Consider the following 17,416-nt stretch of genomic DNA (forward strand, 5'->3'; position numbering starts at 1 on the left):
ATTCAACTCATAGAAGTCGGACAAGTAAAACGATTAAATATTAAAAAAAACAACATATAAATAATCTGCCTGATGAAAAAAATAATCTACTTATTAGCTATCATTAGCCATTTATCAATAGCACAAACTTCACCATTTATCCATGTGGATCAATTTGGTTACCGACCGTCTCACACTAAAGTAGCTGTAATCAGTAACCCAATTGAAGGATTTAACGCTAACGAAAGCTTCAGCCCGAATTCTGTATTACAAGTTAAAAATGCAACTACTCAGGCTGTAGTATTTTCAGCAAACATTCAACTTTGGAATAATGGTATGTTACATGCTCAATCAGGAGATCAAGGCTGGTGGTTTGATTTTAGTGCTGTCACACAAGCCGGAGAATATTACATTTATGATCCGCTAAATAATGTAAGTTCAGCTGTTTTTACTATTTCTGAAAATGTATATGATCCCGTACTTCAAGCCGCCTTCAAAATGTTCTACTATAACAGATGTGGCATAGAAAAAGTTTCTCCCTATGCTGCTACCGGATTCACAGACGCTATTTCATTTACACAAGATACATACTCAAGAGATGTATACGATCAGGGAAACACCGCAACAGAAAAAGATATGAGTGGCGGTTGGTTTGACGCAGGTGACTACAATAAGTACGTCACTTTTGCTGAAAATCCTATACATGACTTACTATGGGCATATCAGGAAAATGCTCTGCTATTTGGTGATAACATGAATATCCCTGAATCAGGAAATGGTATTCCGGATATTTTAGATGAAATAAAATGGGAATTGGATTGGTTACTGAAAATGATAAATACAGATGGTTCAGTACACATTAAGATCGGTAGCAAGAGTTATTCCGAAAACCTTTTTGCTCCTCCGAGTGCTAATACAGATTTACGGTATTATGCTCCTGTTTGTACTTCATCGACCATCGCTGCAACTGCTATGCTAGCTCATTCAGCAATAATTTTTGAACAAATTCCTTCATTGTCAACTTACACTCAAACTTTAGAGAACAAAGCAATAAGTTGTTGGAACTGGGTATTACCACATCTCAATAATAATACACTATATGAAAATTGCGATGATGGCTCTGTAAAATCAGGTGATGCTGATAAATCTTCTCAGGAACAATATCAAATGGCTTTAGTTGCCGCTATTTATTTATATGCCTTAACAGGTGATACCGCATACAATCAATACATAATAAACCATATTTATGATGCCGGAGAGATAGCTTCTTATGATTGGAATAATTATACCATTAAAACTTCCGATGCCTTATTGTACTATACTACGTTATCAGGGGCAGACAGTTCGACAGTATCAACGATCATTAATTCGGCAAATGTAGTGGCCTCCGGAAATTGGAATCATAACTTTTTCTTTGAAAATGACACCGACTTGTATAGAGCTTTTAACAACGATTGGAATTATCATTGGGGAAGCAATAATCAAAAATCAAACATCGGAATTTTAAATTATATATTTAGTAAATATGGCATAAACACCTCTACAACAACAAGCTATAATTTACGAGCTAAAGAACAAATTCATTACTTTCATGGTGTAAATCCTTTAAGCCTTGTCTATTTAACCAATATGAATAATTTGGGTGCCGAAAAAAGTCTTAATGAAATGTTTCATACATGGTTTTCCGACGGCACGGTGTGGGACAATGCACAAACTTCTACCTACGGACCTGCACCCGGATTTGTAACAGGAGGTGCTAATCAATACTATTATGCTAACACTTCTCTATCTCCTCCATATAATCAACCGCCTCAAAAAAGTTATTTGGATTTTAACACTAGCTCTGATAGTTCATGGGAAATCAGTGAGCCTGCGATTTACTATCAGGCCTCTTATCTTCGCCTATTAGCACAGGTGATGTCCCTTGATGAAAATGACAATGTTTTATCTACTGATGTAGTAACTCAGGAACCTGTTAAAAAATATGCGATTGTGCCAAATGCCGTAGATAATGAATTCAGCATACAATCAGAGAAATCAGAAGACATAGTGGTAAAAATTTTTAATATTAACGGTAAATCCATATTTGAATTCAACACTAAAACAAATCAACCTATTGAAGCACTTTTTTTAACAAAAGGATTATACATAGTCCAGGTTAAGGATAGTGAATCTACATTCAATCTAAAATTAATTAAAAAATGAAACTATCTGACAATAACCTTAATCATAACTATCTCAATATGGTGGTACATCTAGTCTTAAATCCAGAAACATTGACAATTCCGATAAGATAAATTCGCTTCAATGGAAACCTTTTAAAAATGGAGACGAGTTATCTCTTTCCCAAAACGCTTTATGATTAACTATGCAGATACAGAATATAGTAGGACTTGTAAGCCAGCTTAAAACTCTACTTGACAGTATAAGTAACTTAATGAAAGTATCGGAAAATTTGTCCATATCATGGATGCAGAAGATAACAAAATTGAACTTTGGGAACCTGAGGGTTAACAAAAAGATAACCTACAATAAAATTTATGACCTTTTAAACAAAGCGTATTCAGCCGTTTAAACAAAGTTATAGGAAACCATTCCTCCTAATTTTGTCCTGTTAAAAACAATTAAATTTAAAAAAATGGGACTAAACAATTATCAAGGAGCATTACAAAAACCAATAGGTTCCGGATTTAATGCTAAATCCACAACAAACGAAGTCATAAAAAATAGTAACCTTACAGGAAAAATTGCTATTGTAACGGGAGGCAACACAGGAATTGGGTTGGAAACAGCCAAAACACTTGCAGCAGCCGGTGCAACAGTAATTATTCCTGCTCGAGATACAGAAAAAGCAAAAAGAAATCTGGCAGGCATAACCAATATAGAATTAGAAACAATGGATTTAATGAATCCTGATTCCATTGATGCTTTTGCAGAAAAGTTCTTAACATCAAACAGAGCGCTTCATTTACTCATCAACAATGCAGGCATCATGTGGGTTCCACTACGTAGAGATCACCGTGGTTTTGAATCACAATTAGCAACAAACTACCTGGCGCAATTTCAATTAACAGCAAGATTATGGCCAGCTTTAAAAAATGCTAACGGAGCAAGAGTAGTTAATGTTTCATCACAAGGGCATCAATTTGCACCATTCGATTTTGACGATCCTAATTTTATAACCCGGGAATATGAAACGTTACAAGGCTACGGACAATCAAAAACAGCCGTTAACTTATTTTCACTTGAATTGGACAATCGTGGTAAAATGTTTAATGTGAGAACATACGCGGTACACCCAGGATCGATTGGCGGAACAGAATTGAGCAGAGAAGCCCCTTTAGAGCTATTTAAACAAATGGGGTTCTGCGATGCTGAAGGCAATATTCTACCGGAAATAACTGCCTCTTTAAAAACAATTCCGCAAGGTGCAGCAACTACCGTTTGGTGTGCTACCAACCCTATGCTTAATACTATAGGTGGTGTATATTGTGAAGATGGAGATATCGCAGCATTAGCTACAGAATCTTCTTTTTCCAGTGGTGTAAGAGCATATTCCTTAGATGAAAACAGTGCAAAGCGATTGTGGAAGTTAAGTGAAGAGATGACTAATTTATCATTCAATATAGAATAGGAACTTTAAATAAAGTCAGACAGTATAAATTCTTGTTACTTTTGTAATGCTCGGGTTTCCTGAATAGAAATTAAAATGTAACATAATGGAATACAAAGCAAAATATATAACTCCCGATATTAAACTTTCCTGGTATGAGGATACGTTCTTTAAATCAGATATCATGTTTGATCATCACATGCTGATCTGGTTTATTTCGGGAGAAACTAAGATTGTACAAACTGATGCAACTTACATTTTTAAAAAAGGAGATATTTTTTTAATCCCGAGAAACCAGCTGGCAACAATCATTAATTACCCGAAACACGGACAGCCTCATAAAACAGTGGTAATGCATTTATCAGTAGAAAGATTACGAACTTTTTATGCAAATTTAAATGTGAAACCGAAAGCTTTAGAATCACAAAAAATATATTGTTTTACTAAACATCCTTTATTAGAGAGTTGTCTTTCTTCATTGATTCCCTATTTTGAAATGAAAGACCTTCCTAAAGATATTGCTTCATTAAAAATAACGGAGGCTATTAGCGTTCTAAGGGCAATTGACAAAAGCATAGACAATATTCTGGCTAACTTTGAAGAACCCGGAAAAATCAGCTTGATCGATTATATGGAAAAAAACTTTATGTTCAATTTATCCTTAGAAAAATTCAGCTATCTGACAGGTCGGAGCCTTACTACTTTTAAGCGTGACTTTAGCAAAGCTTTTAACACCACACCGCAACGATGGCTTACCCGAAAACGATTAGAGCTTGCTCACTATCAAATCTCTGAAAAGAACAAAAGACCTATAGATGTTTGCTATGAGGTAGGATTTGAAAATTTATCTCACTTTTCTCATGCTTTCAAAAAACATTTCGGATATCCGCCAACTAAATTAACAGAATGAAAAACTTATATTAGCAATTAAATAGTATTGATTTTTAAGTAATTGATAACATATTATAAAAAGTTAATATCGATAAAAATAATAAGTTATCACAAAACCGGAACTATTCTTATGAACTTCCTTATATTTGAAAATTAAAGCTGTGATCTTAAAGTGATATCCAAGAAAACAAAATATGCTATAAATGCACTTGTTTACCTTGCTAAAAACAAGGAGGAGCAACCTATTTCCGTCAGCAAAATTGCTAATGAACAGAATATCCCGCTTAAGTTTTTAGAATCTATTTTAGTCGAACTCAAAAATGCTCGTATTTTAAACAGTAAAAAAGGAAAATACGGAGGCTACTTCCTAAATGGTACACCCGATGAAATCCACATGGCTAAGGTCATGCGATTATTTGACGGAGCCATTGCCCTACTTCCTTGTGTAACCTATCAATTTTATGAAAAATGCGATGAATGTACTGATGAAGAAACCTGTGGGATTCGGCAAATAGCTATGGAAATCAGAAATGAAACCGTAAAAAGACTGAAAGCCGCTACCCTTTCCGACATCATCAACAGAGAGAAAAAATTGAAGAAAAAATAATTTTTTTATTTTTATATCCTATTTATTTGGTAGGAATTATATGTTTTAATTACTTTGTCATGATTTTAATCCATGACTTAAATGAAATCCAATTTAAAAATTACTTTAAGCATACTCCTGATATGTCTCTTATCTATTCGGGGACAGCCCAGAAAAAAGTAGTTACCCAACAACTCTTATGGTCACGCTATTACTTAAGATTAAAATTCAATGAAAACTATCAACTCCATCAGGAATTAGAGGAGAGAACTTATTCTTTTCCCTGGAGACAGCACCAATTCGTATCAAGAACTCAACTGGAACGGAAATTAGGTAAAGCTTGGAATACGGCACTGGGGTTTACATACTTCGTGCAATCACTTCCTCAAGATCCTTCCGTAACCAATTATCACAATCAAACAGAACTACGCCCACAGTTTGAAATAGCCTGTTTACAAAAAATATCTGAAAAATTAAGTTTACACCACCGTTACTGGCTGGAATTTCGCTATAACGAACAATCCGATCATTCCTTTGCTTTTCAAAATAACAGATTTCGTTACAAACTGGAATTAAGGTACTCTCCTAACGATCACTTCGTTCTCAAAGCATTTGATGAACTCCATCTGAATCTCAACGGAGGAACACAGCAAAATATCTTTAATCAAAACCGTTATGGAGCAAGCATTCACTATAAAGCAAACCAAAACTATGGATTTGAATTAGGTTACCTTAATTGGTTCCAGCAACAAAATTCCGGAATTGATTTTTACAACCGAAATATCATAAGGCTGACTTTCCATCAGTCAATAGATTTTACTAAACATCATAACAATTAATCATGTCAGAACTATTTACTCCCCTAACCGTTCCGTTCCTTTTAGCCATGTTCTTAGCGATCAATATGGGAGGTAGCGGAACTTCACCTGCTTTTGCAGCAGCTTACGGAGCCAATGTTATCCAGCGTACCTTAATTCCTGGTTTGTTCGGAATCATGGTACTTTGCGGAGCCTTAATTGCCGGAAAAGAAGTATCACTAACCTTAGGAAAAGGACTGTTGGAACAATCTTTTTTCACACCATTGAATACTTCCGTGATATTGCTTTCCATTAGCTTATCATTACTTTTGGCTAATGTAATAGGCGTTCCCCAATCCACAAGTCAGGCAACGGTATTAGCTATTTCGGGGGCTGCGACGGCCTTAAGCGGATTGAATACACAAAAACTATTTTATGAAATTATACCTACCTGGGTCATTTTACCTATCGTATCTTTTGCTATCATGTATATTTCATCGAAATGGATTTTCCCTTTACTGAAAGCAAAAATTTTTACTGAAAATTATTCCCATCTGAGAGAACACAAAATATTAAAAATCTTATTACTGTTGGCCTCTATGTATGTTGCCTTTTCTATCGGAGCCAATAACGTTGCTAATGCTGCTGCTCCCATTGCTTCATTAGCTGTAAATGAAATGACTAAAGAAGCTCAAACCTTTTTACCGATTACGATCTTATCCGTATTGGTCGTTGCTCCCTGTTTTGCCATAGGAAGTTCTCTCTTAGGTCATAAAGTGACACAAAAGACAGGCAAAGAAATCGTTAAGGTCAGTCCTTTTCAGGCAATGGTACTATCATTAATAGTTGCCAGTTTGCTACTTTTAGCTTCTGTTACTTCCGGTATTCCTACTTCTTTAGTGCAACTAAACGGAGCGGCCTTTATAGCATTGAGTGTCAATACTAACGGAATCAAAAATACCTTAAAGAATAAAACTGTTAAACAGTTCTTCTTTATTTGGATCATAGCTCCCTTTTTTGCCTATTTATTAAGTTACAGTTTAATATTGCTTTTAAAATAATGATCTCAAACTACCCATTTATTATTTTAAATATCTGAAGATACAGAGTGGTTTCTTTCGAAAAGAAAGCACAATTCATCCTGTGAAAATGACAATTCGGAAATTATATTTTTTAAAAGCCATACAAAAAAATGAATTTTGAACAGTCTAATCTCAATTCAATAAAAATATGGAACAAGTAGTTAAAATTTTAATTTACATTCACGCTTCGTTAGGAGGCGTTGCACTAATAACGGGATTGGTTGCTATCCTTACCCCAAAAGGACAAACCGCTCATAAAAAATCAGGATCAGTCTTTTTCTATGCCATGCTGGCATCTGTAATTATTTCTATGTTTGTTGCCCTTTCTCCTAATCATCACAATCCGTTTTTATTTGCTATAGGTATTTTTAGTTTGTACTTTATCTTAACAGGATTCCGAGCCTTAAAATTCAAAAAACAAAATACTAATTTAACTGTCGATCGATGGATTTCGGTAACTATGATCATTACCGGAGTTTTAATGATCTTACTACCTGTTATAGTAGCTAAAAATAGCAACATTATACTTACCGTTTTCGGCGCTTTCGGAATACTATTTTCTGTAAAAGACCTTATTTTATATAAAAAACCAAAGCAATTAAGAAAAAGCTGGCTCAGATTGCATTTAAGTAAAATGTTAGGTGGCTATATAGCGGCTACAACTGCATTTGTTGTGGTTAATCAATTTTTTCCAAGTTTTTACGGTTGGTTTATTCCGGGAATTATAGGCGGATTTATTATTGCATATTGGAACAGAAAAATCACTAAAAAAGCATAATCACTAAAAAGTAGCTCAAATACTCAAAATCGGTATTCAAAATTTTCTTATGTTTTTTCCTTATATTTGATAAGAAGTATAATATCCTGTTCAACAAATTCTGAGCATGCAAAAGAAAATCGAATTTATAGGGCTTGGTCTCGGGTGGTTTGCAATTATTACCCAATTCATTTTAATGATTCAAAACAGGCAAGCCTCTATCGCTGAATCTATTATTCGGTTTTTCAGTTTTTTTACAATCTTGACCAATTTGCTGGTTACTCTTTTTTTTACGATAAAAGCATTAAACATTACTACATTTAAACTATTTCATAAAAAAGAAACCCCTACTGCATTAACCTCCTTTATCCTGATTGTTGGCATTGTTTATACAATAGTTTTGAGAAAAATTTGGGATCCCAAAGGCTTACAACTTATTGTTGATGAACTACTTCATACAGTAATCCCTTTGTACATGTTTTTATATTGGCTCCTATATACCCATCGAAGTAGACTCAGTTTACCAAAAGTATTTCAATGGTTACTATATCCTGTATGCTATATTTCATTTATTTTGATCAGAGGTACTTTGTCCGGGTTTTATCCCTACCCTTTTTTAAATGTTACTACTATCGGTTATCAAAAGACACTACTGAATATTGGCATCATTTTAGTATTGATACTGGTAACAATATCTATTCTGACATTAGCAAATAACAAAAGAAACAATACTAACCTAAAAAACAACCCGTTATGAAACATTTAAAAACACTGGCTTTTCTTATATTGGTCACGATCTTTACAGAATCCTGCTCTTCAACTCAAAAAACAGCAGATGAAAATATTTATGGAAAAACTTGGGAATTAGAGTATCTCTCCGGTCCACGAATCGCTTTTGAAGGGCTTTTTCCGAACAAAAAGCCAATGATTTCTTTTAATAAGGAAACTCAAAAAGTTGAAGGTAATGCCGGTTGTAACGGATATTCTGCCGGTTTTACGATAAATGGAGATGCTATTTCTTTTGAAGAACCCGGAATCTCAACCATGATGTATTGTGGTGAAGGAGAACCTTTTTTCCTGAAAACTGTAAAACTGGTAAATAAATATAAAATTGATGAAAACGGAAAGCTTAATTTGATGATCGGAGATGTTTCTATGATGCGATTTAAAGAAGTAAAATAATGAGAAATTTGGTCTTTCTGATTATAAGCTGTTCAATGACTATAGCCTGCAATAAGGTAAAGTCGTCAGACCATACAACAAAAGAAAACGTCAGTAAAAGCCCTGCTGTTGAAAACAAAGAAAATAATACAGATTTAACGGAAGGAATTTATTTTACAGCAAATGGTACAGAACCATTCTGGAAACTAAAAATCACCGATGAACGAATAACCCTGATAACTCCTGAACAGACTTTTGTAACGCCACACACCGAACCGATTAAAGCAGCAGATGCCAATGTAAAAAGTTATAAAATACATACCGAATCAACAGAATTAAACATTCAAATTAAACATGTTGAATGTCTGAACCAAGCATCAGATAAACAATCAAATTATACGGTTGATATTGAGCTTAAAAAAGGGCTCGACAAAGATCTTACAATTTTAAAAGGCTGCGGAGATTACATCACTGATTATCGTTTACACGATATTTGGATCCTGGAAGAATTGAATGGGAAAACAATAGATAGATCCGACTTTAAAAATGAATTTCCTAGAATTGAAATCAATACAAAGACAAATCAATTTATAGGATTTACAGGATGCAATCAAATGAACGGTAGTTTGTTCTTCGAAAAAGGACTCCTTCGATTTTCTCAAATCATGACGACAAAAATGATGTGCGAATCCGGTAGTAAAGAAACCGAATTTTTAAAAGCATTACAAAGTACAACAACCTATACTATTGCTGATAACAGGCTTGTACTTTCTAATTCGGATGGATCTCCTTTAGTTTTTAAAAAAATAGACTGATATATCAGAACATAAAGATTTGTAAAAGACGCCGTTTTTTTCTAATTTTATGCTAATCTTTTTTCTATGAAAACTACCGACAGATTGGATATGGCTCTAAATAAGCTTTACAAAGCTTTCCACAACGATACGTTGCATCCGGAATGTTGCAACCAATGTGCTGTCGGTAATATTTTAGATCATAACGATTTCTGGAAAAACTTTGCGGAACAGCATGGAACACTAGAACTGAATTATTGGGGTCGGGTACATGAACAATTAGGACGTAAATTCAACGGTTATTCTCCGTCTGAACTACTGTTAATTGAACATACTTTTTTAAATGCCTGCGGTTATCAGCTTCCTTTGCATTACAAACATAAACGTCCGGATGATCCGAAAAATAAAGACATCTTATTTGATGGACTGTCAGCTGTGGTTAGTTTACTATGCCAATTAGATGGTATCTCAGATGTTATGGACTGTTCTGCTCTGTTTCAGTATGAAAAGAAAAATACTGCAATAAAAAAATCTCCCACATTACAATTTATATAAAATAAAGCATTATGTTCAGGCATCAAGGTAAAAGCAGAACTTTCAAACACAATCTGCGAATCGCTACTATATTGTCTTTTGTTGCCGGAATTGTGAATGTCTCCGGCTTTTTAGCGATCAAGCAGCTTACAACAAATGTAACAGGACATTTTGCATTGTTTATCAATGATTTTGCACACTTTAAGTTTTGGGTGGGAACTGTTTACTTACTTTATATTTTATCTTTTTTATTAGGTTCCTTTAGTGCCAATTTTTTAGTTGAAAAATACAAAGGAAACACTAAGATCAACGCCTATGTAATTCCCACTGCTATAGAATCATTCATTTTAATTGCTATTGCCGTGATGAGTAACTATAATTTTGGCATAACAGACAACACGATCGCCTGCTTATTGCTTTTCGCTATGGGATTACAAAACTCCTACGTTACCAAAATTTCCAATGCCGTAGTCAGAACCACTCACTTAACAGGACTTTTTACGGATCTGGGTATCGAATTGTCTCAACTATTCTTCCCTAAATCATATCCCGACAGAAGTAAGATCAAAACAACAATAGCATTAAGAGTTGTTATCATCTGCGGATTTTTTATGGGAGGCTTGATCGGTGGTTTCTTTTTTTCAGAAATTAACCTGCAATTAAATACACTGCTTATAGCTGCTTCTGTATTATTAATAAGTATGTTATACGATCCTTTTAAGTTTAAAATAATCACAACCAAAAGAAAATATCATCATTAAAAAAGCCACTTTACAAAAGTAAAATGGCTTTTAAAATAAAGGTTAATAGCTATTATTTATTTAAGATCGATTAATTCCATCCACCACCAAGGGCTCTGTAAATAGTAACCATAGCATTCATTTGCTGCATTTTTATTTCAATCAGGTCAAATTTAGCTTCCAAAGCATCTCTTTGCGTTAACAAAACTTCCATATAATCAGCTCTGGCTGATTTAAACAGGTCATTGGAAATCGTAATTGACTGTGTTAAAGCATCTACTTCCTGAGTTTTCAAGTTGTAACTACTCTCCAAATTCTGAATTTTTGACATTTGGTTAGAAACTTCAATATAAGCCTTAAGAATTGTTCTCTCATAGTCATATACCGCCTGAATTTGTTTTGAATTAGCATTGAAATATGTTGCTTTAATAGCATTTCGGTTAATTAAAGGAGCAACTAAATCACCTGCTAATGAATACATTAAAGATTCAGGTTTTACCAGATAACTCGGATTAAATGCTTTATATCCTATTCCTGCTGAAATACCTAATGAAGGATAAAATAATGCCTTAGCTGATTTCACATCGAGTTTTGTTGCTGCCAATTCTAGTTCGGCTTGTTTAATATCCGGACGATTAGCTAATAAATCAGACGGCAAACCTGCATGTACTACATTAGGAACCAAATTGTCAAAACTATCCGAACTTCTATCAACATGTTGTGGAAATCTACCGATCAGGAAATTAATTCTGTTTTCAGTTTCCACAATTTTCTGCTTGATCTCAAACTGCATTTCTTGGGTCTTTAATACCTGAGCCTGAAATCTTTTTACTGCCAATTCATTAGAACGGGCTGCCTGTTTCAATAGTTTAACAATATCTAAAGCTTTAGTCTGAATGGTAATATTTTGATTGACTACTTCCAACTGATTGTCTAAAGCTAATAATTCATAATAAGAATCTGCTATTTCAGAGATCAGATTGGTCACCATAAAGTTCTTTCCTTCAACGGTTGACAAATAACGGCTAACCGCTGCTTTTTTAGCATTGTGTAGCTTGTTCCAGATATCTACTTCCCAAGTTGCATATGCACCTGCCATATAATCCTGAAGCGGCTCGGGCATCTCTTTACCGGGTTCAATTTCAGTTGTTGCCTCCATAGCACCAATATTCGTATATCGGGATGCTTTTTCAAATCCGGCTCCTCCTTTTAGACCGATAAACGGTAAATACTCACCTTTACGTGCTCTGATTTCATTTCTGGAAATCTCTATTTCTTGTAACGTAATGTTTAGCTCCTGATTGTTTACCAATGCAGTATCGATCAAAGCTTGTAAATACGGATCTGTAAAATAGTTCTTCCACTGTAATTTTCCCGAATTAACAGTATCCTGTGCCAGAGCAGCATAAGCTTCCGGAACTGTATTGTTTTCTTGTCTTGGCGTTATATTACCGGGTAACTTACAAGACGCTAATGCTAACAATACGCAGGTTATACCTGCGTATTTGTATATTCTTATTTTATTCTTCATGTTCAAAAAATTCTTCAGTTAAAGGACCTTCTTCTTCGTTTTTGATGATCTTACGACCATCTGCTAATTTTCCGAAGATGTAATACAATCCCGGAATAACTATTACCCCGAAAACCGTACCGAAAAACATACCACCCAATGCAGAAGAACCGATAGTATGGTTACCGATCGCACCTGCTCCTGAAGCAAATACCAAAGGAACCATACCTGCGATAAAAGCAAACGAGGTCATCAAAATAGGTCTGAAACGCATACGCGCTCCTTCAATTGCCGCTTCGTAAATACTAACACCTTGTTGGCGCCTTTGAACGGCAAACTCTACAATCAACACGGCATTTTTACCGAGTAATCCGACCAACATAATTAATCCTACTTGTGCATAAATATCATTCGCTAATCCCATTGCTTTAAGCATAAAGAAAGAACCGAAAATACCTACCGGTAAAGACAGAATTACAGCTAAAGGAATAATAAAACTTTCGTATTGTGCTGCTAATACCAAGTATACGAAGACTAATACTACTAAGAAGATATAAACTGATTCATTTCCTCTACGTGCTTCATCATACGACAAACCTTCCCATGCAATATCATATCCGTGCGGTAATGTTTTTACTGCTGTTTCCTTGATTGCTTTAATAGCATCAGCAGTAGTGTAACCTGGTGCCGGAAGTCCTCTGATAGCAGCAGAATTGTACAAGTTAAATCGGGTAATCTCATTTGGTCCTTGTGTCTTTTTCAATTTCATGAAAGACGAATAAGGAACCATTTCTCCTTCTTCATTTTTCACATACATATTCAATATATCAGATGGAAGTCTTCTGAATTCCGGTGCTGACTGAACATATACTTTGAAGAACTGGTTGAAACGAATAAATCCTTGTTCATAGGTACTACCGATCATGATATTAAGATTGTCCATTGCTTTACCTAAAGAAACACCTTTCTGCATAGCTGCCTGATTATCAAATACCAATTCGTATTGAGGATAGTTGGCCGCAAAAAACGTAAAGATACCGGTCAACTCTTTTCTCTTACCTAAGTTTTCCATGAACTCTTTATTTATTTTATCGAATTCATGATAATCTGTAGTCGTATTTTTATCTAATAAACGTAAAGAGAAACCACCTGACGAACCAAATCCCGGAATTGCAGGCGGTTCAAAGAATTCGATAACGGCTCCGAGTCCTTTGGTCTCTTCTTCTAATTCTTCCATTATTTTCGTTACGGAATGCTCTCTTTGAGACCAAGGTTTAAGGTTGATCAAACACGTACCGGCATTTGATCCCCTACCTTCTGTCATAATCTCATAACCTGCTAATGATGAAACCGATTCTACTCCGTCAATTTCCTCACATATTTTTTGTAATTTTCTTGAAACCGCATTTGTTCGTTCCAAAGTGGATCCCGGTGGTGTTTGAATAATAGCATAAATAGTTCCCTGATCTTCACTTGGAATAAATCCGCCCGGTAAGAAATGATTTTCAACATAAATACCCGCACAGAAAATTAATAAGATCGCCCAGGTTACAGTTCTTCTGCTCACAATCTTTCTAAGTACACCTACATATTTCCCGGTTAATTTTTCAAAACCTTGATTGAATTTATCAATGAATCGGGTGAACCAGTTTTGTTTCTTTTCTTTTCCATGGTTATTTTTCAACAACATTGCTGATAATACCGGCGTTAGCGTTAAGGCAATTAAAGCTGAAATCACAATTGAACTGGCCATAGTTATAGAGAACTGACGGTAGAATGTACCTACCGGACCTGTCATGAATGAAATAGGAATGAATACAGATACCATTACTAAGGTAATCGCGATAATAGCACCACTGATCTCACCCATTACTTCACGCACGGCTTTATATGGTGACAAATGTTTTTCCTCCATCTTGGCATGGACGGCCTCAACCACAACAATGGCATCATCCACCACAATACCGATAGCCAATACAAGGGCAAACAATGTTACTAAGTTGATCGACAATCCGAAAAGCTTAATCACAAAAAACGCTCCTACAAGTGATACCGGAACCGCTAAAATAGGGATCAAAGTTGAACGCCAGTCTCCTAAGAACACAAATACTACCAAGGCTACCAAGATAAAGGCATCACGTAAAGTGTGGATTACCTGTTCAATGGAAGCATCTAAGAATTGTGATACGTCATAACTGATTTTATAATCTACTCCCGGAGGGAAACTTTTCTTCATTTCCTCCAATTTCAATTTTACACTTTCAATTACATCACTGGCATTACTACCATAATTTTGCTTTAACACGATAGATGCTGAAGGATGTCCGTCTAAGTTAGAATAAATATCGAAGAATTCACTACCTAATTCTACACTGGCAATGTCCTTTAAATGAACTCTTTCTCCTTCAGAATTCGCTTTTACAATGATATTTTCATATTGTTCCGGAGTATTGTATTGGCCTTGATACGTTAATACATATTCTAACGACTGAGCTGCTATACCGGAACTTTGACCGATCCTTCCGGGTCTCCCGATGAAACTTTGCTCACTAAGCGCTTTCATTACTTCCTCAACAGAAATATCGTATGCTCTCATACGCTCCGGATTTAACCAAACACGCATAGCATATCTACGGCTACCTAATATTTTAGCACGTGCAATACCGGGAACCCTGTTAATTTCAGGGATCATGTTTACCGTTGCGTAATTGTACAGGAATTTTTCATCCATACTCTTATTGGTACTATACAGGTTGACATACATCAACATACTGGGCTGAACGGGCATTACCACTACCCCTTCTTTCTGTACCAATTCCGGTAATAGTGGCATTACCTGATCTACCCTTGTTTTTACCAAAACAACGGCAACGTTAGGATCTGTCCCAGGTTCAAAAATCACATTAATTGTTGCTTCACCGGCACTGGTGGCATCGGCAGCTATATAACGCATTCCTTGTACACCGTTTATGGCATTCTCTAACGTAATCAAACTTGATTTTACAAGTACGTCGGCACTTGCTCCGGGATAAGCAATGGTAACCTGTACGGTTGTCGGTGCAATATCCGGGAATTGTGATGTAGGTAACTGTTTAATTGCCAGTGTACCTATAAAGACTATTATGACCGAAATTACAATCGCAAAGACCGGTCTATGTATGATTTTACTAAACATATTTTCTTTTTTAGATACTGGTTTTATTCGGCATATAGTTCAAGACTGTTCATTACCTTGTTCGGATCCATGAAATTTGTTTCAATCTTTTCATTTTCTTTAACCATTCGGAGACCTTCCAACAAGATTTTATCAGTTTTCTCAAGACCTGATCTTACCACGTATAAGTGAGGTATTTCAGCCTCTATATCAATTTCTCTTGCTTTAACCACGTTATCTTTAGTAATTACATAAACATATTTTTTGTCTAGTACTTCATAAGTGGCTTTTTGCGGAATCAACATGGCATTTTTGATCGGTGTGGTTATCACTACATTTCCTGTTTCACCGAAACGCAATAAACCATTAGGATTAGGGAACGTAGCACGGAAAGCAATATTACCGGTTTCATTATTGAAATTAGCCTCAATTGTTTCCACAACACCTTCATGGTCAAACATTTTACCGTTAGCCATTTCAAGCCCTACATGTAATAAGTTATTGTCTTTTTTCAATTGATTTTGGGTCATATAATCTAAATACTCAGCTTCCGGAACATTAAAATAGACCCACATTTTACTATTATCAGATAGCTCTGTTAATAGTTCACCTTCATCAACTAAACTTCCTAATCGAACATGAAAACGGTCAATGATCCCATCAAACGGTGCTCTGATGTCTGTAAACTGTAGGTGAACCTGCATTAATTGAAGTTCTGCTTTTGCTTTTTCATATTTAGCTTTTGCCATTGCTAACTCATTGGGAGCTACAACGTCATTATCAGCTAATTTTTTAGTATTCTGATATTCAATCTCAGTATATTTCAATTCAGCCTGAGCTCTTTGAACATCTGCCTCGTATAAATTAGGCATAATCTTAAACAACAACTGTCCTTTTTTAACATGTTGCCCTTCATCTACATAGATGTTTTGCAAATAACCTTTTTCTTGTGCTCTAAGTTCAATGTGACTTATTGAACGTATCTGACACACATAATTTTTATTGATAATGGTGTCTGCAATTGCAGGACTGGTTACCAGGAACTTGGTATGTTCACCTTTATCTTTTTTATCAGAATGACAACTTGTATTAATCAATACAACTGACAAACTCATTAACATGAGAATTCTCTTCAACATAACTTTTGGGTTTTTAACGATATGGTTTTCTTAGATAATTTAATAAGAAAGGTACAAAGGGGATAAAATCAGTTCATTAAAAAATGATACAGATACCCTTTTTGTACAATAAATAATAAGCAAGAAGTTTCAGGCGTAAAATGTAAGATCGTAAACACCTGAAAAAAAATCAAATCACAGTCTAAATACCCGAAATACGATATAGAGTGATTCTAAAGAGGAATAAAAAAATGAAGACTTCCCTATAGATAAGCTTTTGTCGCTTGAGTAGCAATAAGGATCCAGAACTTTTGTACAAAACAACCCGAAATAATTATTATAGTCAAGATATTTCTTTACATGAAGTATCTCTTCTTCTTCAATTTCGTTTTCGGCTATTTCTATTTTTTCCTGTTCCTTTTCTTTAGCTGTTAAAGAAAACTTGTTACCGGAAGTTTCATCAGTTTGAAAAGAGACACTATCTTCTAATCTCAGACTCTGAGCTATAATCTCAGGAGAACAGTTTGCAACTTCCTTAACGGTATGGGAAGACATGTGAGCATACCCACCCAAAAGGATGAAACATAATAGTAAGAAATATTTTTTAAAAGTCTCTCTCATTTCGCAACAAAATTATGTAAAGTTGTAATTTCAAACAAGAGCTTGGTCTTAAAATATAGTTAAATGACACAATTTTATA

General features: G+C 35.1%; 16 protein-coding genes. 12 read left to right on the plus strand and 4 right to left on the minus strand.

Annotation, left to right across the window (positions count from 1 at the left end; genetic code table 11):
- Window positions 1–72 precede the first annotated feature (72 nt).
- From DI487_RS15490 to DI487_RS15545, 12 genes are all read left to right on the plus strand, one after another.
- Window positions 73–2,184 (plus strand): glycoside hydrolase family 9 protein, encoded by a 2,112-nt coding sequence (locus DI487_RS15490; protein WP_109570454.1) that lies wholly within the window; start codon window positions 73–75, stop codon window positions 2,182–2,184.
- 433 nt (window positions 2,185–2,617) lie between these two features.
- Window positions 2,618–3,613 carry an SDR family NAD(P)-dependent oxidoreductase gene (locus DI487_RS15495; RefSeq protein ID WP_109570455.1) on the plus strand — a complete coding sequence of 332 codons (996 nt, stop codon included), beginning with the start codon at window positions 2,618–2,620 and terminating at the stop codon, window positions 3,611–3,613.
- A gap of 85 nt (window positions 3,614–3,698) precedes the next feature.
- Window positions 3,699–4,502: a helix-turn-helix domain-containing protein gene (locus DI487_RS15500; protein ID WP_109570456.1), complete on the plus strand. Its 804-nt coding sequence runs from the start codon at window positions 3,699–3,701 to the stop codon at window positions 4,500–4,502.
- A gap of 153 nt (window positions 4,503–4,655) precedes the next feature.
- Window positions 4,656–5,090 (plus strand): RrF2 family transcriptional regulator, encoded by a 435-nt coding sequence (locus DI487_RS15505; RefSeq protein ID WP_109570457.1) that lies wholly within the window; start codon window positions 4,656–4,658, stop codon window positions 5,088–5,090.
- A gap of 59 nt (window positions 5,091–5,149) precedes the next feature.
- On the plus strand, window positions 5,150–5,908 hold the full coding sequence (locus DI487_RS15510) for a DUF2490 domain-containing protein (RefSeq protein ID WP_109570458.1): 759 nt from the start codon (window positions 5,150–5,152) through the stop codon (window positions 5,906–5,908).
- Window positions 5,909–5,910: 2 nt separating this feature from the next.
- The gene (locus DI487_RS15515; RefSeq protein ID WP_109570459.1) at window positions 5,911–6,927 is read left to right on the plus strand and encodes an inorganic phosphate transporter; all 1,017 of its coding nucleotides are present in this window, start codon (window positions 5,911–5,913) and stop codon (window positions 6,925–6,927) included.
- 169 nt (window positions 6,928–7,096) lie between these two features.
- Entirely contained in the window at window positions 7,097–7,726 is a 630-nt protein-coding gene (locus DI487_RS15520) for a DUF2306 domain-containing protein (RefSeq protein ID WP_109570460.1), read from the plus strand.
- Window positions 7,727–7,832: 106 nt separating this feature from the next.
- Window positions 7,833–8,462 (plus strand): Pr6Pr family membrane protein, encoded by a 630-nt coding sequence (locus DI487_RS15525; protein WP_109570461.1) that lies wholly within the window; start codon window positions 7,833–7,835, stop codon window positions 8,460–8,462.
- Window positions 8,459–8,887: an META domain-containing protein gene (locus tag DI487_RS15530; protein ID WP_109570462.1), complete on the plus strand. Its 429-nt coding sequence runs from the start codon at window positions 8,459–8,461 to the stop codon at window positions 8,885–8,887. Before DI487_RS15525 ends, DI487_RS15530 begins: the two co-directional genes overlap by 4 nt.
- Complete coding sequence (locus DI487_RS15535) at window positions 8,887–9,681, plus strand: META domain-containing protein (protein WP_245896455.1); 795 nt, start codon at window positions 8,887–8,889, stop codon at window positions 9,679–9,681. Before DI487_RS15530 ends, DI487_RS15535 begins: the two co-directional genes overlap by 1 nt.
- A gap of 66 nt (window positions 9,682–9,747) precedes the next feature.
- Window positions 9,748–10,215, plus strand: coding sequence for a Na(+)-translocating NADH-quinone reductase subunit F (locus DI487_RS15540; protein WP_109570464.1), 468 nt, complete (start codon window positions 9,748–9,750; stop codon window positions 10,213–10,215).
- Window positions 10,216–10,226: 11 nt separating this feature from the next.
- On the plus strand, window positions 10,227–10,955 hold the full coding sequence (locus tag DI487_RS15545; protein WP_109570465.1) for a YoaK family protein: 729 nt from the start codon (window positions 10,227–10,229) through the stop codon (window positions 10,953–10,955).
- Between the two features lie 70 nt (window positions 10,956–11,025).
- Here DI487_RS15545 and DI487_RS15550 read toward each other — a convergent pair whose 3' ends face one another.
- From DI487_RS15550 to DI487_RS15565, 4 genes are all read right to left on the minus strand, one after another.
- Window positions 11,026–12,465 (minus strand): TolC family protein, encoded by a 1,440-nt coding sequence (locus DI487_RS15550; RefSeq protein ID WP_109570466.1) that lies wholly within the window; start codon window positions 12,463–12,465, stop codon window positions 11,026–11,028.
- Window positions 12,455–15,619, minus strand: a complete 3,165-nt coding sequence (locus DI487_RS15555; RefSeq protein ID WP_109570467.1) for an efflux RND transporter permease subunit — start codon at window positions 15,617–15,619, stop codon at window positions 12,455–12,457. The genes DI487_RS15550 and DI487_RS15555 overlap by 11 nt, the downstream gene beginning before the upstream one ends.
- 23 nt (window positions 15,620–15,642) lie before the next feature.
- A complete protein-coding gene (locus tag DI487_RS15560; RefSeq protein ID WP_218925804.1) occupies window positions 15,643–16,734 on the minus strand; it encodes an efflux RND transporter periplasmic adaptor subunit in 1,092 nt (363 codons plus the stop codon).
- A 177-nt stretch (window positions 16,735–16,911) separates the two neighbouring features.
- Window positions 16,912–17,337 (minus strand): hypothetical protein, encoded by a 426-nt coding sequence (locus DI487_RS15565; RefSeq protein WP_146193500.1) that lies wholly within the window; start codon window positions 17,335–17,337, stop codon window positions 16,912–16,914.
- Between the last annotated feature and the right edge of the window lie 79 nt (window positions 17,338–17,416).

Origin of the sequence: Flavobacterium sediminis (genome assembly GCF_003148385.1) — a bacterium.
Classification (GTDB): Bacteria; Bacteroidota; Bacteroidia; order Flavobacteriales; family Flavobacteriaceae; genus Flavobacterium; species Flavobacterium sediminis.